Here is a 22041-nt window from a genome sequence, read left to right as displayed (position 1 = left end):
TTTTAATCCTTCCGCTTGATGAGCTCGCCACGGGCCGCTTTCTGGGTTTCCGTGAGGATGCCACGCAATATATTCATTTCCGCCCGGCTGACCGAGCTGCGTCCGTACAACCGGCGCAGGCGCGCCATCAAGTGCCGTGGTTTTTCGGGGTCGAGGAACTCGATGGCCACCAGGGTTTGCTCCAGGTGCTCATAAAACCGTTCCAACTCGTCCATGGTGGCCACTTCATCGCTTTTGGGCGATGCGACTTCAGCCTTTTCCGTTTTTTGCGGCAACCCTTCGGCCGCCAGCCACGCCATACGCACTTCGTAACTCAATACCTGCACCGCCGCCCCGAGGTTCAGCGAGCTGAAGTCGGGGTTCGAGGGGATGTGCACGTGGTAATGACATCGCTGCAGCTCGTCATTGGTGAGGCCGGAGTCTTCACGGCCGAACACCAGGGCGATCTCGGCGCCGCCTGCGGCCTCTTCCACCACTTTGTTGCCGCACTCACGCGGCGACAACAGCGGCCAGGGAATACGGCGGTCGCGTGCACTGGTGCCCAGCACCAGGCTGCAGCCCACCAAGGCGTCTTCCAAGGTGGCGACGACCTGCGCGCTTTCAAGGATGTCATTGGCGCCGGAAGCACGGGCATCGGCTTCGTGGTGCGGAAACACACGCGGCTCTACCAGCACCAGGCGCGACAGGCCCATGTTTTTCATGGCGCGCGCCGCCCCGCCGATGTTGCCGGGATGACTGGTATTGACGAGGACGACACGGATGTTTTGCAGCAAGGGAGGCGCTCTCGGACAGGGGAAAGGGGAGCAAATCTTACAGAACAGCCTAAGGTTATGCCATGAAAGCTAACGCCGTCCTTCACCTGAAGAAAGTTTCTGCTAGAATGCTCGGCTTTCTTTAACAACCTTAGGTGACACATCCATGCAGCCCATGCTGAATATCGCGCTGCGCGCCGCCCGCGCCGCCAGTGAATTGATCTTCCGCTCCATCGAGCGCCTGGACACCATCAAGGTCGACGAAAAAGACGCCAAGGATTACGTATCCGAGGTGGATCGCGCCGCCGAACAGAAAATTATCGACGCTCTGCGCAAGGCCTACCCTACCCACGGCATCCTCGGTGAAGAAACCGGCCTGCACAAAGGCAGCGGCGAAGGCGAAGACTACCTGTGGATCATCGACCCACTGGACGGCACCACCAACTTCCTGCGCGGCATCCCGCACTTTGCCGTGAGCATCGCCTGCAAATACCGTGGCCGCCTGGAACACGCAGTCGTGCTGGACCCGGTTCGCCAGGAAGAATTCACCGCCAGCCGTGGCCGTGGCGCCCAACTGAACGGTCGTCGCCTGCGTGTCAGCGGTCGTACCAGCCTGGACGGCGCCTTGCTGGGCACCGGCTTCCCGTTCCGTGACGACCAGATGGACAACCTGGAAAACTACCTGGGCATGTTCCGCGCCCTGGTTGGCCAGACCGCCGGCATCCGCCGCGCAGGTGCTGCCAGCCTGGACCTGGCCTACGTCGCCGCCGGTCGTTTCGATGCGTTCTGGGAGTCGGGCCTGTCGGAGTGGGACATGGCAGCAGGCGCACTGCTGATCCAAGAAGCCGGCGGCCTGGTGAGCGACTTCACCGGCGGTCATGACTTCCTGGAAAAAGGCCACGTAGTGGCTGGCAACACCAAATGCTTCAAGGCCGTGCTGACGGCGATCCAGCCGCACCTGCCAGCTTCGCTGAAACGCTAAGCCTGCGAGCACAAAAAAAAGCGCCTCTCGAGGCGCTTTTTTTATGCACGGGAATTACTGCTGGTTCTGGCCGAGCACCAGACGCCCTTCCTTGTCGACCGGAATCTGGCTGCCCGGGTCACGGTCCATGCGCACCGTACCTTCCTTGCCATCCAGGTTGTAACGCACGTCGTAACCCACGACCTTGTCGCTGATGTCATTCACTGTGTTACAGCGCGTCTGGGTCGTGGTGTAGGTGTCGCGGTTCTGCATGCCTTCCTGAACCTTGTTGCCCGCATAACCGCCACCCACCGCACCGGCCACCGTGGCCAGCTTTTTACCGTTACCGCCACCAATCTGGTTGCCCAACAAACCGCCGGCCAGCGCACCCACTACCGTGCCGACAATCTGATGCTGGTCCTGCACCGCACGCTGACGCGTCACTGCCACGTCCTTGCACACCTCGCGCGGGGTTTTGATCTGGGTTTTCACCGGCTGCACCGCCAGCACTTGCGCATACTCAGGGCCGCTTTTTACCAGGCTATAGGTGGCGACAGCACCCCCGGCAGTCACACCGACAGCACCCAATACCGCACCCACCAGCAACGACTTGTTCACGTGAACCTCCTGACCATGACATACGGGCCGATACGCCCGCGCTATACCCAGCCTTGGAGCCAAAAAAAAGGCGCGAGTTCAATACTCGCGCCTTCTTTGTAACAGCCGCTCTACGATCACCCATCAAGGGCGGTCGTCGACCTCCTTGCCAGTATTGGTCGGAGGAATCAGGTCTTCGCTGTTGAGGTTCAGCCAGATCAGCACCACGTTGGCGATGTAGATCGAGGAGTAAGTACCCGCCAGCACGCCGATGAACAGCGACAGCGAGAAGCCCCACAGGTTGTCGCCACCAAAGATCATCAGCGCCGCAATCGCCAGCAACGTGGAGATCGACGTCGCCATGGTGCGCAGCAGAGTCTGAGTGGTAGAGATGTTGATGTTCTCGATCAGCGATGCCTTGCGCAGTACGCGAAAGTTCTCACGAACCCGGTCGAATACCACGATGGTGTCGTTGAGCGAGTAACCGATGATCGCCAGTACCGCCGCCAGCACCGTCAGGTCGAACGTGACCTGGAAGTACGCCAGGATACCCACGGTCACCACCACGTCGTGGACCAGCGAAACGATGGCGCCCACGGCGAATTTCCACTGAAAGCGGAACGCCAGGTAGATCAGGATGCCACCCAGCGCCATCAGCATGCCGAGGCCGCCTTGGTCGCGCAGCTCTTCACCCACCTGCGGGCCGACGAACTCGACGCGCTTGACCGTGGCCGGGTTGTCGCCGCCCACCTTCTGCAAGGACTCGGCAACCTGGTGACCCAGTTGCGGGTCTTCGCCCGGCATCCGCACCAACAGGTCAGTGGTAGCCCCGAAGCTCTGCACGATGGCCTCGTGATAACCGGCCTTGACCAGTTCATTACGTACCAGTGCGACGTCGGCCGGCTTCTCGTAGGTCAGCTCGATGAGCGTACCGCCGGTGAAGTCCAGACCGTAGTTCAAGCCCTTGTGGAACCAGCTGAACAACGCCAGAACGGTCAGGAGCACAGTGACGCCGAACGCAACGTTGCGAACGCCCATGAAATTGATTGTACGTAACATGGCAGCCCCTTAAATCCACAGCTTCTTGAAGTCACGCCCGCCAAAAATCAGGTTGACCATTGCGCGGGTCACCATGATGGCCGTGAACATCGAGGTAAAGATACCCAGGGACATGGTCACCGCAAAACCCTTCACCGGGCCTGTGCCCATGGCAAAGAGGATACCGCCCACCAGCAAGCTGGTCAGGTTGGCGTCGAGAATCGCGGTAAATGCCCGGCTGAAGCCTTCGTTGATTGCCCGCTGCACGGTCATGCCCGCGGCGATCTCTTCACGAATCCGCGAGAAGATCAGCACGTTGGCGTCCACCGCCATACCCATGGTGAGTACGATACCGGCGATACCCGGCAGGGTCAGCGTAGCCCCCAGCAGCGACATCAAGGCCAGCAGCAGCACCATGTTCACCGCCAGCGCGACGGTGGCGATGATGCCAAAGAAGCGGTAGATGGCCATGATGAACAGCGACACAAACAGCATGCCCCACAGGGACGCGTCGATGCCTTTGGTGATGTTGTCTGCACCCAGGCTCGGGCCAATGGTCCGTTCTTCGGCGAAGTACATCGGCGCCGCCAGGCCACCGGCACGCAGCAGCAGGGCCAGCTCGGACGATTCACCCTGGCCGTTCAGGCCGGTGATGCGGAACTGAGCACCCAGCGGCGACTGGATGGTCGCCAGGCTGATGATCTTTTTCTCTTCCTTGAAGGTCTGCACCGGCACGTCTTTCTCGACGCCGTCCACCACTTGCTTGGTGTAGGTGGTGATCGGACGCTGCTCGATGAAGATCACCGCCATGCTGCGACCCACGTTGCTGCGGGTAGCACGGCTCATCAATTCACCGCCGTGACCATCTAGGCGAATGTTCACTTCAGGCGTGCCGTGCTCGCCAAAACCGGCCTTGGCGTCGGTCACCTGGTCACCGGTGATGATCAAGCCACGCTCGATCTGCGCCGGTGGACGGTTGCCCTCACGGAACTCGAAAGTTTCAGAAGTGGCTTTGGACGCGCCAGGCTCAGCGGCCAGGCGGAACTCCAGGTTGGCGGTTTTGCCGAGGATACGCTTGGCTTCAGCCGTGTCCTGCACGCCCGGCAGTTCCACCACGATGCGGTTGGCACCCTGGCGCTGAACCAGCGGCTCGGCCACACCCAGCTCGTTGACGCGGTTACGTACCGTGGTCAAGTTCTGCTTGATGGAGTATTCACGGATTTCCGCCAGCTTGGCCGGGGTCATCGCCAGACGCAGTACCGCCTGACCATTGAGGTCGGCCGGCACGATGTCGAAATCGTTGAAGTTCTTGCGGATCAGCGCGCGGGCCTGCTCGCGGCTGGCTTCATCGCTAAAGCCCAGCTGGATGGCGCCGTTGAGCTGCGGCAGGCTGCGATAACGCAGGCGCTCTTTACGCAGCAGGCTCTTCACATCGCCTTCGTAGACTTTCAGGCGCGCGTCGAGGGCTTTGTCCATGTCCACTTCCAACAGGAAGTGCACGCCACCGGACAAGTCCAGACCCAGCTTCATCGGGTGCGCGCCAATGTTGCGCAGCCATTTTGGCGTGGTCTGTGCCAGGTTCAGCGCAACGACGTAGTCGTCACCCATGGCCTTGCGCACAACGTCTTTGGCCGGCAATTGGTCTTCCTGCTTGGTCAAGCGCAGCAAGCCGCCCTTGCTGTCAGCCGCCAGGGTTGCCGCCTTGACCTGAATCCCGGCATCGGTGAGCGCTTTGCTCGAACGATCCAGGTCCGCCTGAGTGACCTGCAGCGCAGTGCTGGCACCGGTGATCTGGATCGCCGGGTCATCAGGGTAGAGGTTGGGAGCGGAATAAATAAAACCGATCGCCAGCACCGCCAGGATCAGTACGTATTTCCACAGAGGGTATTTGTTCAGCATCACGCCGCCCGCTTATAACGCGGGGCGCCTTGCGCGCCCCGTCGATTGGTAAAGGTTGGAACTTAGATCGCTTTGAGCGTGCCTTTTGGCAGCGTGGCGGCGATGGCGCCTTTCTGGAACTTCATTTCCACGGTGTCGGACACTTCCAGTACCACGAACGCCTCGGAAACCTTGGTGATCTTGCCGGCGATGCCGCCAGTGGTCACCACTTCATCGCCTTTTTGCAGGCTGCCCAGCAGGTTCTTCTGCTCTCTGGCGCGCTTGGCCTGTGGACGCCAGATCATCAGGTAGAAGATGACCAGGAAGCCCACCAGGAAAATCCACTCGAAACCACCGCCCAAAGGACCGGCAACGGCTGGCGCAGCGCCATCAGCCATGGCATTAGAGATAAAAAAGCTCATTTAGCACTCCAGTTGCAAATAGTGAATCTTAGGGTCGCAAAACTCAGTCCAAAGGCGGCACAGGGAGGCCGCGCTTGGCATAGAAGGCATCGACGAAGGCGGCCAATGTACCCTGTTGAATAGCCTCGCGCAAACCAGCCATCAGCACTTGGTAATGGCGCAAATTGTGGATGGTATTCAACATGCTACCCAGCATTTCCCCGCACTTGTCCAGATGATGCAGATAAGCCCGGGAGAAGTTCTGGCAGGTGTAGCAGTCGCAGGTAGGATCGAGCGGCGAATCATCATGGCGATGGAACGCGTTACGGATCTTCAGCACGCCTGTATCAATGAACAGATGCCCATTGCGGGCATTACGGGTTGGCATCACACAATCGAACATGTCCACACCGCGGCGCACACCCTCTACGAGATCTTCCGGTTTGCCAACGCCCATAAGGTAACGAGGTTTGTCAGCAGGCATCAGGCCCGGCAGATAATCCAGCACCTTGATCATCTCGTGCTTGGGCTCGCCCACCGACAGGCCGCCAATGGCCAGGCCGTCAAACCCGATCTTGTCCAGGCCTTCGAGCGAGCGCTTACGCAGGTTCTCGTGCATGCCGCCCTGAACGATACCGAACAGCGCCGCGGTGTTGTCGCCGTGGGCATTCTTGGAGCGCTGGGCCCAACGCAACGACAGCTCCATCGACACCTGCGCCACATCTTCATCGGCCGGGTACGGCGTGCACTCGTCAAAAATCATCACGATGTCCGAACCCAGGTCACGCTGGACCTGCATCGACTCTTCCGGGCCCATGAACACCTTGGAACCGTCCACCGGCGAGGCGAAGGTCACGCCCTCCTCCTTGATCTTGCGCATGGCACCCAGGCTGAACACCTGGAAGCCGCCAGAGTCGGTGAGGATCGGGCCCTGCCACTTCATGAAATCGTGCAGGTCGCCGTGCTTCTTGATCACTTCCGTGCCCGGGCGCAGCCACAGGTGAAAGGTGTTGCCCAGGATGATCTCGGCGCCGGTGGCAACGATGTCGCGCGGCAGCATGCCCTTGACGGTGCCGTAAGTGCCCACCGGCATGAAGGCCGGAGTTTCCACCGTACCGCGCGGGAACGTCAGGCGGCCGCGACGGGCCTTGCCGTCGGTGGCCAACAATTCAAATGACATACGGCTCATAAAGATCCCTCTGGGCCCGAAGTTGAAGGGGCAGTCGGCGCCGGGTTGCGGGTGATAAACATCGCATCACCGTAGCTGAAAAAACGGTATCCGTTGTCGATGGCCGCCTGATAGGCCGCCATGGTTTCGGGGTAACCCGCGAAGGCCGACACCAGCATCAACAGCGTGGATTCCGGCAAGTGAAAATTGGTCACCAGGGCATCGACCACATGAAACGGCCGGCCCGGGAAAATGAAGATATCGGTGTCGCCGCTGAACGGCTTGAGCACGCCATCACGCGCCGCACTTTCCAGCGAGCGCACGCTGGTGGTGCCCACGGCAACCACCCGCCCGCCGCGGGCCTTGCAGGCGGCGACCGCATCCACCACCTCCTGGCTGACTTCCAGCCATTCGCTGTGCATGTGGTGGTCTTCAATGTTATCCACACGCACCGGCTGAAACGTGCCGGCCCCCACGTGCAGGGTCACATAGGCCGTCTCGACGCCCTTGGCGGCAATCGCGTCCAGCAGCGGCTGGTCAAAATGCAGCCCGGCGGTCGGCGCGGCCACCGCACCGAGGCGCTGGGAGTACACCGTCTGATAGCGCTCGCGGTCCGCGTCTTCGTCGGGGCGGTCTATATAAGGAGGCAGCGGCATATGCCCGACGCGCTCCAGCAACGGCAGCACCTCTTCGGCGAACCTGAGTTCGAACAGCGCGTCATGACGCGCCACCATCTGGGCCTCGCCCCCGCCGTCGATCAGGATGCAAGACCCAGGCTTGGGCGACTTGCTGGAGCGCACATGGGCCAGCACGCGATGGCTGTCCAGCACCCGTTCCACCAGAATTTCCAGCTTGCCGCCGGACGCTTTCTGGCCAAACAGGCGAGCCGGAATCACCCGGGTATTGTTAAACACCATCAAATCGCCCGGGCGCAAATGCTCAAGCAAATCAGTGAATTGACGGTGTGCGAGGGCACCACTGGGCCCGTCCAGGGTCAGCAGTCGACTGGCGCGACGCTCGGCCAACGGGTGGCGAGCGATCAGCGAATCAGGGAGCTCAAAGGTAAAGTCAGCAACGCGCATGATGGGGTTCGTCTAGCAGGGCCGGGAAGTTTAGCGGAAATAGTGAAAATTGACCATGAAACGTGATTGACCAACGGTAATCACCTCTCTATACTTCGCCGCCATTGAGCCCTGATGGCGGAATTGGTAGACGCGGCGGATTCAAAATCCGTTTTCGAAAGGAGTGGGAGTTCGAGTCTCCCTCGGGGCACCATCATTTTCCTTGTAAATCAAGGACTTAGAGAAGGGGTAGAAAGAAATTTCTACCCCTTTTTCTATCCAAAAAATCTATCTTTTTTCTCTCCTTTTTGCCCAAAATACAGCCCACAGCGGTGGTCGTCTTATAGCCACCTGCCATGGGCGAATGGGCTCAAAAAGCTTCGTTCCCTCCATCAAGACGCTTTGACGTGCTGCGGCTCTGCAGCAGTGCGGAAAAGGGTCAACCCGTTGTAGATGACAGGTATCCCTGTCTATCCATACACCATGCTAGTATCACCGATTTTTAAGTTGCAGCTCTGGACAGGGCCGTGCGAGGAGACAAAATGAGCCTATTCACGTCATTGGAAATGTGTGCCGGAGCGGGTGGGCAAGCTCTTGGCCTAGAAATGGCGGGCTTTGGGCACGAAGTGTTGGTAGAAATTGAACCTCCTGCCTGTGCAACCCTCCGCTTGAACCGTCCTGAATGGAACGTACAAGAGCAAGACCTGCGTCAGTTTAACGGCCTCCCCTATTTCGGGGTTGATCTGGTGGCGGGTGGCGTTCCTTGCCCTCCTTTCTCCAAGGCTGGAAAGCAGCTCGGGGCTGATGATGAGCGTGATCTTTTTCCAGAAGCGTTACGCCTTGTAGACGAGTGTCGCCCAAAAGCGGTGATGCTGGAAAACGTGCGTGGTCTACTTGACGCTGTTTTCGATGACTATCGAAATAAGGTTGAGAAGCAATTAAAGAAGCTTGGTTATGTGCCGGGCTGGCGACTGCTGAATGCTTCCGATTTTGGCGTTACCCAGCTTCGTCCTCGTGTTGTTTTCGTAGGTATTAGAAAAGACCTTGCTGATGGTTTTTCGTGGCCTGAGCCAAAGCTAATCACTCCACCGACTGTTGGTGAGCTTCTCCACGATCTAATGAAGGCAGATGGTTGGCGTGGTGCTGATGCTTGGAGAGAGCAAGCCAACACAATCGCACCAACGCTGGTCGGAGGTTCGAAAAAGCACGGCGGTCCTGATCTTGGCCCAACAAGGGCAAAGAAAGCTTGGGCTTCTATTGGTGTCTGTGGGATGGGCATTGCGAATGAACCTCCTACCGAGTTTTTCGAGGGTATGCCAAGGCTTACTACTCGAATGGCTGCACGCATACAGGGCTTCCCTGATGACTGGCAATTCCACGGTAAGAAAACTGCGGCATATCGACAGATAGGCAACGCTTTCCCGCCTCCGGTAGCGTGTGCAGTAGCAAAGCAGATTTTCAAGGCCCTTTCGGTAAAACGCTTGGTACAGGTTGCCTGATGAATATTCCTCCCGAGTTTCTACAAGCACGGAAAGAGTTCCACGCCTCGCTTCTCAAAACAACCCTGACTATCAATGATAAGGGTGTGCCAAGTAACGCTGACAGTAGCAACAAAAGCAGCATTGCGATTGCAAAAGGAATCGCGGAGCTATTAAAAGCGGAAACTATTGCAGAGCGTCAAGCCGGTCAAACTTCTGGTAATGAGTTTGAGGGCATTTGTGCCGAATATGTAAAGAACACGTTTTTAAAACTGGGGCATCTTCGTCCCGGTGATTGGGACGTGCATCAGGTGTCTGGACGTAATCGTTTAGAAATAGCGAAATATGAGCAGTACGCACATTTGATAGCCTTGGATCGAGCTGCTAAGGCTGATGCTGAACTGGCTGCGGCCTTGGGAAGTGACTACACAATTACCCCCGATATTGTCGTAGTTCGAGGCTTAGAAAGTGACGAAAATATTAACCTTCACGAGTTTTTGGTTGATAACTCTGTAAGCACAAGAGCCAGCTTGAGGGCCGCTGCTGGGGGCAAACCGCTTCTACATGCAAGCGTTTCATGTAAATGGACTATCCGAAGTGATAGGGCACAGAACGCACGTTCCGAAGCGTTAAACCTGATGCGTAACAGAAAAGGCCACCTACCAAATATTATGGTAGTGACTGCTGAGCCGACACCTAGTCGATTAGCCTCAATCGCTCTCGGCACTGGTGATATTGACTGCGTTTATCATTTTGCCCTGTATGAGCTTCAAGCAACGCTGAAAGAGCTGGGAATGGACGATTCGGCAGAGATGCTCGCCATTATGGTCGATGGTAGACGACTAAAAGATATTAGCGATTTGCCGCTAGACTTAGCGACATAAAGACACTTCTCTAAAGGGCCGCTATGCGGCCTTTTTTTATAGTCAATTTTTCTCTGAGAGCAGCACGCAAGGTTCAACCCTATTCAGTGATTTAGGTTCGACCTTAAATTTATTTTTGTTTTGCTATTGACATGATTTACATTGATTTCAAGCCATAAAATGGCTGTCAAAAAAAATGAAACTCAAAAAAATGATATAAAAATCTATAAAAAAAAAGACGCACTTTTTTGGTGCATTAACGGAAACAGGCTAAAAACAACGTCTTTTAATTTCCTGTATTACCATACGCACAAGGTAATAAATCACCTAAAAAAGGCAATTTCATTAGTTTTGGTTTTTGAATTTTTTGCTAGTCAAAATGCTTTTGATTTTATATGCGAACTTAGTTCGCAATTACCAGACGCTTTTCGCCTGTTAGGGCGAGCTTTTGCTTTTGCTCTTCTTGGATAACTCTTAAATAAGTGTCGCAAGTTGATTTTATAGGTTTTTTTGGACGGTTTTAATTTTTAAAAAAATCAGTTTTTTTCAGGGTAGAAAGTAAAAATATTTATTTATTTGACAATCATGCACGGCATGGTATTTGTATTAGTAACAAACAATAATAATTTGCATGATATTTATTCCACAACGCATAATCCTTAAAAATCTTACCCCCGAATTTTTTTTTGCAGAATGTGAAAGACAGTATGTTTTTGAGCAAGCTATCGAAAAAAAGATGACTACAAAGGAATATCTTGAAGATAAGTTAAATAACTCATCAAAAAGAAAGCGTGCAAGCTTAGCCAAAGAAATAAAGAATATTAAGGATAAGTTCAATTGGGTTACCACTTGCAGTGAATATAGATGCTGGAAGATACAGCATAAATATGCTCTTGCTGGCGACCTGAACGATATTGTCAAAAATATCGCGTTTGTTTTCGGGAGAATTCAAGAACAACTAATAATAAAGCAAAGAAATCTTAAAAACGATGAATCCGGCGAGAGTATTTTTTCGCATATAAAGAATGACTGGGATATTGGTTATGGTATCAAAATCAAGGATATCAAAGGGTCAGCTATGAAAGACAAACTCATCAACATTGCTGATGAGAAAAGACTTAAGTCACAAATAAAAAGAATACAAAAACAAAGAAGTGAACTTTTAAAGCTCCACTCTGGATTAATTGGTTTAGGTAGAACGTTTGAGATTTGTAGCGATGAAGTTGTTCAAGATAGAGAAGCTGCCGAGCAAAAACAATATGAATACATATTGAGCAAATACGTTGTTTATGCAGACCATAGGAAAATTCCACTATCAAAAGTAGTAAGCACTGAAAAACAAAGATTTGCCGAGATATATATTCAAGTTTCATCATTGGACACCTACGCCAAGAAACTTGACTACAAGCCTCTTTTTATCACTTTCACCGCTCCGGCAAGATTTCACCCAAAGCCGTCGAAAGGGGTTAGCTCTTGGGACGGTTCAACCCCAAAGGAAAGCAATGATTACTTAAAAGGTCTGTGGAATGCTTTTAGAAAAGATATTCATAGACATAAGATTGAGATGAATGGTTTTTGGGCTGTTGAACCACACAAAGACCAATGCTTTCACAAGCACGCTTTAATGTATGTTAATAAGAAGCATTATGACGAATTAGTAATCTTGATTAACAAGCATTTTAGACACTCGGAAAACGCCGTAAGAATTGAAGAAATTGACACAAAGAAAAGCAAGGCAACATCATACGTGATGAAGTATCTAACGAAGTCATTCAACATGGACTTTGAGCTGAAAGACGGCGTGTTAAATATGGACAAGCTGGAAATTTCAAATCATAAGAAAGTGAGAGCCGTTCAAGCTTTATGGTCTGTTCGTAGATACGCAATGTTCGGCGTTAAGAATACGCTTTCATTGTGGAGAGAGCTGAAAAGAAAATCGTTCTTGAAAGGTAAAAATGAAGCTCTTGATAAAGCATTCATGTTTGTTGAAAGAAACGACTTTATAGGCTTTTCGATGTTTGTTAATGGGAAGCTAAAAATAATGCGGGTCTTTAATGAAGTACAAATTATGAAAGATGATTTGCTGGGCGATGTATTTGGCAAGAGCCTAATAGGTAAATACATAATTGACTTGGGAACGAACGAAGTTATTGATATTAAATCCCCGTGCAAGATTGTCGACGCTTCATCGCTTGATGCTGCTGTAATCTAATAAATACATATTTATCTATTGATTTACTAGAATGCCATGTTATATTTTAACTAAAGCATGGGAGAATAATCAATATGAAATTAATAAGAGTGGCTAGCGGAAAAAAAGAAGTTTTGAAATTCATTAAAAAAATGGGCCTCGATGGTATGTATGAAAACATTAGAAGCATACACAACAATAGTGGGTGCGATTTATTTTATGATACCGTTGACGGCGAATTCAAAGCATTAGTAGACCAAAGTAAGGTTCCGTATGAGTATTGGGATAACTGCTTGAAAATGTAATCGGTCGGATAGTCTATCAGCCAGCGATAGCTGGTTTTTTTGTGCCTGAATTTTGTCAAGAAAAATATGTATTTATTTGACTTCGCTTTTATTTGTGCTCTAATAAATATATATAAACAAAAAGGGGCACTAATGAAAAAACCAAAAGCAAAAGCAAATCTTAAAGTTTGCACCATCACACTCGACACTGAAACGCATAATCAATTTAGAGACATTGCCAATGCTCACAAATTTCCGTTGTCACGCTTTATAAATGATTGTATGAAAGAATACTTAAATGTAAGCAAAGTTAACGGATTCAAAAAAGATGTAACGCTACAAGTGGGAATTAGAAATTTTCAAACCCAAGACAAATAAAAGCCCATAGGGCTTTTTATTTATCTTCTTTACGTCTTGGCTTTAAATCCATTCCAACCCCACGGCGACGGGTTCTTTTGTTTTGGTCATTATCTAGCTGCTTTTGTTTTTGTGCTTCTTCAATTTTCTCATTACGTTCGTTTATTTTCTCTTGTAGTATCTCTTCCCTGATTTCCGGGCTTTCTATCTTTTCAAGTTTCTTCTGTATTGCTTCATATAGTTCAATTTCTTGCCTTGCTTCATCTAAGCCATCAACATCAAATTCTTTAAGTCTCTCTACAAATTCCTTGTTAGCTTCATAGGCTTCCTCATCAAGAAAGTCAAAACCGGGGTTGTTGTGTTCAATGTCTTTAAGGAAGATATTGAAATCTTCTTTAATCACGCTTGTCTTTTGAGCTTGATACGCACTAAGTGATTCCGCATAAATAGGGGCATCCTTTAACAATTGTTTGTGGTCGGTGATAATTTCATCAAACTCACTTTTCAAGTTTGGGTGGTCTGTGTAAGCCACAAATAATTCTGTGTTGAGTTGTTTGAACTCTGCTTTTTTTTCTGCTGGTGCATTGTCAAATTCATTTCCGAAACATCTGCGGCAGGTAATAGAACCGTGTTCCATACAAAGCATTTCTGGTGTGACCTTATTCAATACCTCACGTAAGGCGTCTTGTGGGGTAGGTTTAAACATACTATTCAACTCATCAATCAAGTCATCATTGGTCGCTGCAACCTTTTGCTGATCCAACTGTTTTGTAGGCTCTGGTGGCTTCTTAGGGGCTTTTTGAACAGGTGTAGGCATGACAGGCTCAACTAGTTTGGCAGCTTCTACGGCCACCGTAGGGGCTTCTGGTGTTGGTTGTGGTTTAGGTTCTGGCTTCTTATTCATCGAAGCATATTGCTCTTGAATTTTCTTCAATTCGTCTAAATCTGCTGGGGTAGGTTTATAACCTTCAAGCTTGAACCCTTTGGCTTCCAATCCCATTAACTGAAATTCAAGCCATATATTTTTCTTAAAGAAATCAGGGCCATTCACTGTGAATGATTGTGGTGGTTTGGCGTCAGCAACGAGCCTTTGAATGCCAGCCTTTGCTGACTGTCTTGATAAATCATGGAATGAAACTTTGGACGGGTCTTTGTAATACTCGAATGATTTCTTGCTGCTGGCTGAATTATAGAAATATTCAACCTTGTCACTATGCTGAATAAACTTGAACTTGGTGGCAAGCACTGAGTTCGGTTTAATCTTTTTCATGTAGCCGGGTTCTGCTTCATTGGAAGCAATAGAACAATCTTCGTATTTCTTAACGTTGTGCTTATTTTTCAAAGTCTGCTCAAAGCCAGTATCATCACCTAGTTTCGCTTTAAGTGTTTTGTAAGATAGGCCAAGCTCGGATGCTTTGAATATCTGGTCTTCATGTTGAATGGAGAAAGATGATTTGCCATTGTGAATGACATTAAAACCATTCTCGGATATCTGGTTGATAAAGTCGGATGGACTGGAAGCGTTGTCAAGGTAAGTATTTAAAGCGTCCTTCATCTGCTGTTTGTTGGAAATTATGCCTCGAACATCAAGCATTCTTTCCTTGGATGACGGATGCTTATCTTTATATTTTTTGCTGATGATATCTTTCTTGTCTTTCGGTGATAAGTCTTTTCTTTTATCAAGTTCATCTATATCTCTTGATATTCGATTCTCTGGAATAATTAGACTGTATTTCTGTTCAAGCTTCTCGCATTCTCTTTCAATAACTCGGTAGTCATTGCTGACGTTATAACACTTGCCATTGAAGTCTTTCAAAGCCCACACAATATGAACATGAACCTCATCTGTATCAATGTGAACACCCAACGCATACTTTCTATTTGAAAGGTTGTGCGTTTGTTCATAGAGTTCTTTTACTATCTGCTTCGCTTGTTCAGGGGTAACGTTATCATTGGTATGAAAGCTGACCATATCGTGCTGACTTCTAACTGATTGCTTTCTGCCCTTTGTTCTAACAGCAACATCATTTTCGATGGATGTTGCAATAGCATTCGCAATTTGTCTTTTGGATGAGTTCATAGGTGTGTAGATGTTGCTTTCGAACAATACACATCCCTCATCTTTGTGAAAGTATTTAGAAGCCTTATATACTCCTGACCTGCTTTTCTGGGTGCTCAATCTTTTCCTTATCATATATCGCCTTTGATTGTTATTTTCTCCTTTTTCAAACTTTCAAGTCTATTTGTCAATACGCCCATGTTCTTATCTAATTTGCTCAGAACATCTAAAATGTCTTGGTTTGGTTGCTTCCCTGAATTCAACGCTGCTGCTATTTGATTAAGGTTATTGCCAATCTGACTGAATATTTTTTCAATGGTGACTATATCCTCTCTTAACTTTGGACTACATACTTCTATGACTTCATTTATTCCATTATTTATAATATGGGAAATAAATTTTACCTGTGTCATCTTTAATGCTGCTCTTTGTGTTTCGAGTAGCTGAATATCATCTTTTGGAAGTCTAAAATTTAACTGATTACTTTTTCTTTCTTTATCACTCATACAATCCTCCATATTGATTGCTATACATTTTTCAAACGTAGTGCGAAAAATCGAGCGTAAATGTTAGTAAGTGAACGAAGTGAACTTGCTATACATTTACATTGCTCGCATATAAAGAATTCAAACTACTAATATCAAGCTAACATATATTAAAATGTTTTCAAGCTGTATAGCTTTCAATAAGCCAGATAACAAAAAATGAAAGCGTATAGCAACGTATAGCAATGTATAGCAGGCATTAAAAAGGCCACCTTAAACGGCAGCCTTATAATTGACAGCAACAATGGAAAACTAGACTGAAAATTTATATTGTAGGTATTTAACAGCATCCATTTTTGATGCAGGGGTTGGGCCTTCGGAATATCTATCGAACGTCATTCGTAACAATCCATCAGCTTTGTGACCAACCAAAGAAATGATGACAAGGTTCTTAACGTCAGCACGCTCTAATGTAGTGATTACAGTTTTCCGGATGCTATGGAAAACACATTTCTTATCAAACCCTAAATCCGTTTTGAAGATTGAAAACTGATTACCTAAACCTTTCGATTTAGTTTCATACTTCCCGCCTTTACTTGTCTTCAACAAATATCCATCATCCGATGAACTGACAAGCCGTTTCACTGTTTTCATGAGAACCGGATGGATTGGCACAAAACGAACGGATGCTTGTGTTTTACCTTCTTTAATATGAAAACAATCAACACCATCCTCTTTAACAACTGACGATGTTTTCAAACGACAAATTTCTTCAATCCGTGCTCCCGTGTAGGCCGCTATCTCAATCAAATCTGCTAATTGACGCTTTCCTTTTTCAACTGCCTTACTATGTAGGGTATCAACCTCGTCCGCCGTAAATGCTCGTCTTTCGTCCTCTTTGAGCGTTCCACGTCTGACCTGACTCAACTCATGACTTTTAAAAGGATTGATTGGGTAACGTTCTTTGAATGGTGGTTCTTTTTTAATCAAGAAATTATAGAAGGCATTAAACGAAAACAAATATTGTTTCTTTGTCTTCGGTTCGAGATTTTTTGAAATCAAGAATGAAGCAACTGCTTCATAATCCAAAAGAAGGTTTTCGGACTTTAAAAACGCATCAAGTGCTTTAATTCTCTTAATATGCCTATCCACGGTATTCAAATCAACTTTCCGTTGATTTAATTCATAGTTATAGAAAGCATCAAGGCGACTTTTAAAAAATGGAGTTTTGGGTGAGTAGTCTGAGCGACCTGCCGCTATATCAATCGCCTCATTAACAAGGTCGATACTCAGCTTTTTGTCATGTGCATACTGGATGACTTCAAAACCCATTTTTGTTTCATTGGTGGCGGGTTTTCCTTGAACTTTATCAAGAATTATTGCCCGTTGATGCTTTTCAACTATTTGAAGAACATCATCACGGAAATTACCGATTTCACCGTTACGGGCTTTTTCAATTTCGGCTTTCCATTGATGTAACCATCTTAATTTAAGAACGTGGGCTTCCGAGCGGTTGCCGGTTTTGAGACTTTTAGTCAGAACCTTACGCCCGGCGAAGGCTTCCCGTGCAGCCTCTGGAACGTCAAGACGGACGTGGTAGGTGCCAGATTTCAAGACTAAAAAATCGGTCATAGCAGCAGCCCTTGGCTAGTCATTTCTACCCAAAATTCTATCCAAAATTTCTACCCAAAGCCACTGAAAGCCTTTAAACTCGCGGCATTGCTGGGTCTTATGATTTTTTTGAGGGAGTTCGAGTCTCCCTCGGGGCACCATATAGCAGTAACTGAAAGTCTCTACCAGGCTTTCAACACCAGAGAAACCGGCCACTTGAGCCGGGTTTTTTGTGCCTGGCTTTCTACCTTTGCATCCCTTTATCCGTTGTATCCCTTTATCCCTGTAGGGTTCTACCCCACTAATACGGACGCTTTCGAGTAAGCTCACATCGAGCTAAACCAAGCACGGTGCCGACGAGATCGAAAGCTGGCTGGCGAAATAACATCCCACGAGAAAAGGCCTCTAATGAGGCCTTTTTCTCAAGTCTGCTGAGCTATTTCTTCCTGCAAACCTCTACATCGTTTTGTGTTTTCAGATCGGTGTCGATGCCGAGCCGATACCGGCAGTAATCCATGATCCATTGACGCTCCTGCTCCGTGAGTCGCTCGACTTGGCGAATCTCACCGTCATTGGCGTGAATGTTGTAGAACTTCATCTGAAACGTCGGATGCTTCTTGATGAATAGAATGGTTTCGATGTCTCCATCCTCCAGCGCTTCGTAATAGCCAACGTAGAGCACGGCCACCAGAACCAAAAAAATCAGTGCAATAACCTTCTTCATTCTTGCGGCGCCGGAGGTGGGAGTAGCTGAGTCTTTGCTCTGAGATTTCTGACCAATTCCATGCCTATATTCCCTGGGCAGATTTTCCCTTCAGAAGCTTGACCTGGGTATTCCCGGTGTCCGCCAAAATGCTTGATCACAAACACACTCTTCAACGCCTCAATCAGATGCATCAACGCAGTGATCTGGGCAGCAGGTATCACGTTGGTAGTGCTGTAGCCAAGACTGTCGAGCGCAACTCGGCCTTTGGCAACCCAATCACCGCCTTCCTCTGGAGTCGTTAGGTTCTCCAGCAGCACTATCCCGATCAAGCCTGTATTGAATTTCAAGACACTCGAACCCTGAAGGCGAATGTCTCGCCCCTCGTAAACGTGTCCAGTGCAATCAATACCGAAGTGATAGCCGATATCGTCGTACTTCTGGCTCAGGTGCCCTTTCTGGATCTCCTGCATTTGCTCGGCACCAGGTGTACAGCTATGGCTGCGCCCAGCGTGATGCAAAGCGATCATGGTGTAGTCCCAATCCATCACCATGTCCGGCTTGCCTTTCACCGCTCCCCATGAGGAACGCTCCTCGAACGTGGTATTCAATGAACGAACCTTTTTGATGATCGCTTCGCGCGTTGCAGCGCGATCATTCACAGTAATCGGTATCGGACACATGAACTCGCCTGGCTTGATCTCCTGGGCGGTGGCTTGGGTTGCGTATAGATTGGTCATTACGCGCCCTCCGCCAGTTCGTGGAGCGTCCGGGCCGGAGCGCTGAACATGACGTGCAATGAAATCTTCGCATCGGGAGTCGGCGTCTTGACGTGGGCAATGCCATTGGCATCGGTCACACCCGTAGTCTCTGCACCGTTGACTGTTGCCACGAAGTCACGGAATGCTAACGGAGCGCCTGTCTCGCTGTCAGTGATGCTGAATGACTGGCCGTAGGACTTCTGAATGGCAAGAGGAATCGGAGGTACGAACGGAGCAGGCGTATGTGAATCACCGATGATCACGGTGCCGGAGCCGCCAACCACGACGTCTCCGTGCGTTCCTGCGCTATCAACCAAAGCAGCGTTTTTTCCATTAATGAATACGGTCGCTGATACACCTGAAACTAATGCGCTACCGCACGTGCAGGTATCCCCTTTCCTAGCGGCAGCGAGCCCATCAAAAAATACATCAGGAGAGCCAGTAGCGATGGCTTTGGCACCATGTCCTGGCATTGGGCAACTAGTCGAATCGGTTAAACGTGCTGCAGGCTTCGCCACAATTGACTCCTTGTCATGATCGTCTATGAAAACGACCTTATCAGAATTCAAAGGATCCGGTCTGCTTAGACTCCTACCACTGCTGCAACCCAACTCGTACAAGGCTTTGCGGCATTCCCCCTCGTGACAATCGGCGTGACAAACACCGAAGTCACCGGCAACAGCGAAGCCGATGATGGTGCCCCAGCCCAGGGAATGAACTGCACCTGGCTGACAGTCAGGCACGCCTCGGTCATCGCATCACTGCCTTCACCCGACTCAGGATCTCGCGGCGCTGATCTCGTCAGCCAGTGCAGCCTCCACCCGCCACTTCCTCTTAAGTTGCTCACCGCAGGCATTGCGGGATCTATTTGGCGATGGGCATTTTTCGACCACTACTGGCCTTTGGGTAGGCCAGATCAATGAGCCCGAGCAGGCCACTTCAGGGGCACGACCCGATCCATCTCGGCGAGAAAGCGTTCACGTCGGGTCTATTTGCGCTTACCGGCGTATTCGAACTCGGAACAGCTCATCTGGCTCATGGGCAGGTCGGATCAGGTGGTCAAACGTAGATCAGCATATTTATCGCTAACTACACCGGATCCTCAAGTCAGGGGGGGGGGGAGAACACGTGCATGTCATGTTGTAACTGCGCCCACGCATCGCTTAGACACAAACACGACATATGCATATTTATTCTAAACTTAGCGCAAAACAATACAAATAAAAACTATAAAAATCCCACGCTTAATCCACATAACTAACGGGAGCAATCCTAAACTTTTAATTAACAAGGAGTATCAATATGCAAATCAAACTACGTGGTCTGCCGGAAGGCCTGATCGGCAAATCAGAAATTGAAGTGGAATCTGTCCAAGACGCCATCCAACAATATCCCATCATGGAGTTGTATGCCGAGGAGCTGAATGAAGTGAGTGGAGGGGCCTGTACCCAAAGCAGTACCGTATCTTCGTTCGCGGCGTGTGATGGCTGATATCTTGCTGGCTGGCAAGGCTATCACTAGCCTTGCCAGACTCATTTTGTTTAAAGGATTGGGCTTGAATATGAACTTCAATTTTTCTAATACGCGTTATAATCGACAAGAAAACATGCCGAAATGGAACCGGCTCGGCCAAGAAAAACTACAACACGCGTCTGTAGCGGTAATTGGCGCTGGCGGTGTTAAATCAACCCTACTCATGTCCTTGGCCGCAGCGGGTGTGGGGCACATAAAAATCATAGAATTCGACCATGTGGAACTATCAAACTTAAATAGGCAACTCTTATACAGAATAGGTGATATCGGGAAATCGAAAGGGGTCGCTGCACAAAAAACCTTGTCAGAATTGAACCCTGAAATAAACATCGAACTGATTGAAAAGAAAATCTCCCAAGAAAACATTAATAGTATTTTAGACAACTGTGAATTCATTGTAGAAGGCGGAGACTCTCCACACGGAAGAAACTTGGTGAACCAGTACTGCCTCAAGCAACAGAAGCCGATGGTCCATGCCTCCGCGCAATTTTCATATGGATATATTTTCTCAATGATCCCTAAGGAAAAGACTGCATGTTTCGCATGCTTGTTTCCTGACAATCACCGCAGAGCGGAACATACGGGGCCGGTACCAGTTAATGTTTTATCAACATCAATTGCAGGAACGCTGGGTGCTGCAGAAGTTTTGAAGTGGTTTATGGGCTATTCCGACAGGATGCATACAAACAAACGCTTGGTTTTTTCATCGCTATTAATGAGCGGTGAGTTCAGCGTAGAGCCCGTCGAACGCAATCCACACTGCGCCGTATGCAGTCAATACTACTGAGTAGGGAACATGCAGATCATACCCGTCAATGAAGTTACCCCCGAAGAGCTTCTGTCTTACTTTCATAAGCTCGTCGCACTGGATAACAAAAGAGTCGAGAGACCTGAAGATGTGGCAAAAATCACACTTGCAGATGAACAGCGCTGGATTAACACGCTAACCCAGCGGACAGCCAATCAAGAGGGGGTTTCTTTTTGCATAAAGTCAAATGAAGGCGTCATTGGGCTTGGCGAGGTAGAGCGTAAACCTCGATGGATTGAACGACATACAGCAGAAATAAGATTCGGAATACTCCCTAGCCATAGACATGAGGGAAAGATGCTTGTCAGCGCGCTAGTATCCGACGCAAAAAAAATTGGCATTACTACACTTTATTACTTCCACCTTCAATCACAAACTCAAGGCATTGAAATAATAACTGAAAGCAATTTCAATTATTCTGGAAGAATACGAAACTACTACAAGCATGGGGAAACCTATGTAGATCGCGTGTTTTTTGAGCGCCTGTTATAAATAACATCATGCCTACCTGAATCATGGGCATGTTCACCTCATATAGTTCGAGTTTCAGGCATGCCCAATTACCCTACTGAAACACAATTGCAGAGTGCTGCTCCCGGCCCCCATCGAAAAATTAGATTTCGACGAAAAGCTTTGGATTATGCGGGCAAAGTCAACATCGAATAATTCACACCATTTCAAAGCCCGACTAAGGCTGCGCAAGCCTTAGCAATCATAGTATCACTTTGCATTGTCGTTTACTTTATCGAAATTGACTATTCAACTATAAAGACTGCAGAAATTACGATCGAGTCACATAATTGCGTTTCTGACAAAAGCATAAATAGCACCTACTGCCTTACAACACTAGAAGCTTCCGGAAAAGTCAAGACCGAACAGTGGCTTGAGGTCAACTCTGCGAAAGACCATACAATTAAACATCCGGCGTGCAGCTTTCATGGCACGCTTAAAATCAATACAGGAAACTCATTGATACACGCAGCCAGTTCAACATTAAGGAAATCCTGAAGAAGACTTCCAAATATGGTGAAATACGCCGATCCCGTTGCCCG

Annotated in this window: 22 protein-coding genes and 1 tRNA gene; 10 read left to right on the top strand and 13 right to left on the bottom strand. The window is 49.2% G+C overall.

The genetic code is table 11. From position 1 onward, the window contains the following. Nucleotides 1-2 precede the first annotated feature (2 nt). Complete coding sequence (gene trmJ / locus ACW9H9_RS24130; protein WP_457345724.1) at nucleotides 3-773, bottom strand: tRNA (cytosine(32)/uridine(32)-2'-O)-methyltransferase TrmJ; 771 nt, start codon at nucleotides 771-773, stop codon at nucleotides 3-5. A gap of 145 nt (nucleotides 774-918) precedes the next feature. On the opposite strand from trmJ, the gene suhB reads away from it, so the two are divergent. After that, nucleotides 919-1734 (top strand): type III secretion system regulator SuhB, encoded by an 816-nt coding sequence (gene suhB / locus ACW9H9_RS24125; protein WP_457345722.1) that lies wholly within the window; start codon nucleotides 919-921, stop codon nucleotides 1732-1734. 54 nt (nucleotides 1735-1788) lie between these two features. Here suhB and ACW9H9_RS24120 read toward each other — a convergent pair whose 3' ends face one another. From ACW9H9_RS24120 to queA, 6 genes are all read right to left on the bottom strand, one after another. Continuing rightward, a complete protein-coding gene (locus ACW9H9_RS24120) occupies nucleotides 1789-2331 on the bottom strand; it encodes a glycine zipper 2TM domain-containing protein (protein WP_457345721.1) in 543 nt (180 codons plus the stop codon). A gap of 123 nt (nucleotides 2332-2454) precedes the next feature. Further along, the gene (secF, locus tag ACW9H9_RS24115) at nucleotides 2455-3369 is read right to left on the bottom strand and encodes a protein translocase subunit SecF (protein ID WP_457345720.1); all 915 of its coding nucleotides are present in this window, start codon (nucleotides 3367-3369) and stop codon (nucleotides 2455-2457) included. A gap of 9 nt (nucleotides 3370-3378) precedes the next feature. Beyond that, nucleotides 3379-5247 carry a protein translocase subunit SecD gene (secD, locus tag ACW9H9_RS24110; protein WP_457345718.1) on the bottom strand — a complete coding sequence of 623 codons (1869 nt, stop codon included), beginning with the start codon at nucleotides 5245-5247 and terminating at the stop codon, nucleotides 3379-3381. Nucleotides 5248-5309: 62 nt separating this feature from the next. Then, nucleotides 5310-5648, bottom strand: a complete 339-nt coding sequence (gene yajC / locus ACW9H9_RS24105) for a preprotein translocase subunit YajC (protein ID WP_457345716.1) — start codon at nucleotides 5646-5648, stop codon at nucleotides 5310-5312. Between the two features lie 43 nt (nucleotides 5649-5691). Beyond that, entirely contained in the window at nucleotides 5692-6807 is a 1116-nt protein-coding gene (gene tgt / locus ACW9H9_RS24100) for a tRNA guanosine(34) transglycosylase Tgt (protein ID WP_457345744.1), read from the bottom strand. Between the two features lie 5 nt (nucleotides 6808-6812). Continuing rightward, complete coding sequence (gene queA / locus ACW9H9_RS24095) at nucleotides 6813-7877, bottom strand: tRNA preQ1(34) S-adenosylmethionine ribosyltransferase-isomerase QueA (RefSeq protein ID WP_457345715.1); 1065 nt, start codon at nucleotides 7875-7877, stop codon at nucleotides 6813-6815. 108 nt (nucleotides 7878-7985) lie between these two features. Here queA and ACW9H9_RS24090 point away from each other — a divergent pair. From ACW9H9_RS24090 to ACW9H9_RS24065, 6 genes are all read left to right on the top strand, one after another. After that, nucleotides 7986-8070: transfer RNA gene (locus ACW9H9_RS24090), tRNA-Leu, on the top strand. A gap of 328 nt (nucleotides 8071-8398) precedes the next feature. After that, nucleotides 8399-9355, top strand: a complete 957-nt coding sequence (locus ACW9H9_RS24085; RefSeq protein WP_457345713.1) for a DNA cytosine methyltransferase — start codon at nucleotides 8399-8401, stop codon at nucleotides 9353-9355. Continuing rightward, a complete protein-coding gene (locus ACW9H9_RS24080; RefSeq protein WP_081719172.1) occupies nucleotides 9355-10218 on the top strand; it encodes an NgoMIV family type II restriction endonuclease in 864 nt (287 codons plus the stop codon). The genes ACW9H9_RS24085 and ACW9H9_RS24080 overlap by 1 nt, the downstream gene beginning before the upstream one ends. 159 nt (nucleotides 10219-10377) lie before the next feature. After that, the gene (locus tag ACW9H9_RS24075) at nucleotides 10378-10668 is read left to right on the top strand and encodes a hypothetical protein (protein ID WP_457345711.1); all 291 of its coding nucleotides are present in this window, start codon (nucleotides 10378-10380) and stop codon (nucleotides 10666-10668) included. 160 nt (nucleotides 10669-10828) lie between these two features. Further along, the gene (locus tag ACW9H9_RS24070; RefSeq protein ID WP_457345710.1) at nucleotides 10829-12409 is read left to right on the top strand and encodes a replication endonuclease; all 1581 of its coding nucleotides are present in this window, start codon (nucleotides 10829-10831) and stop codon (nucleotides 12407-12409) included. A gap of 416 nt (nucleotides 12410-12825) precedes the next feature. After that, nucleotides 12826-13050 (top strand): hypothetical protein, encoded by a 225-nt coding sequence (locus ACW9H9_RS24065; protein ID WP_457345708.1) that lies wholly within the window; start codon nucleotides 12826-12828, stop codon nucleotides 13048-13050. Between the two features lie 16 nt (nucleotides 13051-13066). On the opposite strand, the gene ACW9H9_RS24060 is transcribed toward ACW9H9_RS24065, so the two are convergent. The 6 genes from ACW9H9_RS24060 to ACW9H9_RS24035 form a co-directional block, all read right to left on the bottom strand. Further along, the gene (locus tag ACW9H9_RS24060; RefSeq protein ID WP_457345707.1) at nucleotides 13067-15208 is read right to left on the bottom strand and encodes a relaxase/mobilization nuclease domain-containing protein; all 2142 of its coding nucleotides are present in this window, start codon (nucleotides 15206-15208) and stop codon (nucleotides 13067-13069) included. A gap of 11 nt (nucleotides 15209-15219) precedes the next feature. Continuing rightward, nucleotides 15220-15594, bottom strand: a complete 375-nt coding sequence (gene mobC, locus ACW9H9_RS24055) for a plasmid mobilization relaxosome protein MobC (RefSeq protein ID WP_033050921.1) — start codon at nucleotides 15592-15594, stop codon at nucleotides 15220-15222. Nucleotides 15595-15885: 291 nt separating this feature from the next. Continuing rightward, nucleotides 15886-17205: a tyrosine-type recombinase/integrase gene (locus tag ACW9H9_RS24050; protein WP_457345705.1), complete on the bottom strand. Its 1320-nt coding sequence runs from the start codon at nucleotides 17203-17205 to the stop codon at nucleotides 15886-15888. Between the two features lie 415 nt (nucleotides 17206-17620). Continuing rightward, the gene (locus ACW9H9_RS24045; protein ID WP_457345704.1) at nucleotides 17621-17908 is read right to left on the bottom strand and encodes a hypothetical protein; all 288 of its coding nucleotides are present in this window, start codon (nucleotides 17906-17908) and stop codon (nucleotides 17621-17623) included. After that, complete coding sequence (locus tag ACW9H9_RS24040; protein WP_457345703.1) at nucleotides 17905-18627, bottom strand: N-acetylmuramoyl-L-alanine amidase; 723 nt, start codon at nucleotides 18625-18627, stop codon at nucleotides 17905-17907. The genes ACW9H9_RS24045 and ACW9H9_RS24040 overlap by 4 nt, the downstream gene beginning before the upstream one ends. Beyond that, nucleotides 18627-19166 (bottom strand): PAAR domain-containing protein, encoded by a 540-nt coding sequence (locus ACW9H9_RS24035; protein WP_457345743.1) that lies wholly within the window; start codon nucleotides 19164-19166, stop codon nucleotides 18627-18629. The genes ACW9H9_RS24040 and ACW9H9_RS24035 overlap by 1 nt, the downstream gene beginning before the upstream one ends. Nucleotides 19167-19950: 784 nt before the next feature. Here ACW9H9_RS24035 and ACW9H9_RS24030 point away from each other — a divergent pair. From ACW9H9_RS24030 to ACW9H9_RS24020, 3 genes are read left to right on the top strand one after another with little or no spacing between them, the layout of a single operon-like run. Next, complete coding sequence (locus ACW9H9_RS24030) at nucleotides 19951-20139, top strand: hypothetical protein (protein ID WP_457345702.1); 189 nt, start codon at nucleotides 19951-19953, stop codon at nucleotides 20137-20139. Next, a complete protein-coding gene (locus ACW9H9_RS24025) occupies nucleotides 20132-20968 on the top strand; it encodes a HesA/MoeB/ThiF family protein (protein ID WP_457345701.1) in 837 nt (278 codons plus the stop codon). The genes ACW9H9_RS24030 and ACW9H9_RS24025 overlap by 8 nt, the downstream gene beginning before the upstream one ends. A 9-nt stretch (nucleotides 20969-20977) precedes the next feature. Further along, nucleotides 20978-21481: an N-acetyltransferase family protein gene (locus tag ACW9H9_RS24020; protein ID WP_457345700.1), complete on the top strand. Its 504-nt coding sequence runs from the start codon at nucleotides 20978-20980 to the stop codon at nucleotides 21479-21481. Nucleotides 21482-22041: the final 560 nt, after the last annotated feature.

This window comes from Pseudomonas sp. SDO5215_S409 (assembly GCF_054071325.1).
This window is presented reverse-complemented; position numbering and strand designations above follow the sequence as displayed.

Excerpts from the sequence above, each read along its gene's own strand:
- ACW9H9_RS24030 (WP_457345702.1), top strand. The coding sequence starts at position 19,951 with ATGCAAATCAAACTACGTGGTCTGCCGGAAGGCCTGATCGGCAAATCA.
- secD (WP_457345718.1), bottom strand. The coding sequence starts at position 5,247 with ATGCTGAACAAATACCCTCTGTGGAAATACGTACTGATCCTGGCGGTG.
- mobC (WP_033050921.1), bottom strand. The coding sequence starts at position 15,594 with ATGAGTGATAAAGAAAGAAAAAGTAATCAGTTAAATTTTAGACTTCCA.
- secF (WP_457345720.1), bottom strand. The coding sequence starts at position 3,369 with ATGTTACGTACAATCAATTTCATGGGCGTTCGCAACGTTGCGTTCGGC.
- ACW9H9_RS24050 (WP_457345705.1), bottom strand. The coding sequence starts at position 17,205 with ATGACCGATTTTTTAGTCTTGAAATCTGGCACCTACCACGTCCGTCTT.
- ACW9H9_RS24070 (WP_457345710.1), top strand. The coding sequence starts at position 10,829 with ATGATATTTATTCCACAACGCATAATCCTTAAAAATCTTACCCCCGAA.
- queA (WP_457345715.1), bottom strand. The coding sequence starts at position 7,877 with ATGCGCGTTGCTGACTTTACCTTTGAGCTCCCTGATTCGCTGATCGCT.
- ACW9H9_RS24025 (WP_457345701.1), top strand. The coding sequence starts at position 20,132 with ATGGCTGATATCTTGCTGGCTGGCAAGGCTATCACTAGCCTTGCCAGA.
- ACW9H9_RS24020 (WP_457345700.1), top strand. The coding sequence starts at position 20,978 with ATGCAGATCATACCCGTCAATGAAGTTACCCCCGAAGAGCTTCTGTCT.
- tgt (WP_457345744.1), bottom strand. The coding sequence starts at position 6,807 with ATGTCATTTGAATTGTTGGCCACCGACGGCAAGGCCCGTCGCGGCCGC.
- ACW9H9_RS24045 (WP_457345704.1), bottom strand. The coding sequence starts at position 17,908 with ATGAAGAAGGTTATTGCACTGATTTTTTTGGTTCTGGTGGCCGTGCTC.
- yajC (WP_457345716.1), bottom strand. The coding sequence starts at position 5,648 with ATGAGCTTTTTTATCTCTAATGCCATGGCTGATGGCGCTGCGCCAGCC.
- ACW9H9_RS24085 (WP_457345713.1), top strand. The coding sequence starts at position 8,399 with ATGAGCCTATTCACGTCATTGGAAATGTGTGCCGGAGCGGGTGGGCAA.
- suhB (WP_457345722.1), top strand. The coding sequence starts at position 919 with ATGCAGCCCATGCTGAATATCGCGCTGCGCGCCGCCCGCGCCGCCAGT.
- ACW9H9_RS24040 (WP_457345703.1), bottom strand. The coding sequence starts at position 18,627 with ATGACCAATCTATACGCAACCCAAGCCACCGCCCAGGAGATCAAGCCA.
- ACW9H9_RS24075 (WP_457345711.1), top strand. The coding sequence starts at position 10,378 with ATGGCTGTCAAAAAAAATGAAACTCAAAAAAATGATATAAAAATCTAT.
- ACW9H9_RS24080 (WP_081719172.1), top strand. The coding sequence starts at position 9,355 with ATGAATATTCCTCCCGAGTTTCTACAAGCACGGAAAGAGTTCCACGCC.
- ACW9H9_RS24065 (WP_457345708.1), top strand. The coding sequence starts at position 12,826 with ATGAAAAAACCAAAAGCAAAAGCAAATCTTAAAGTTTGCACCATCACA.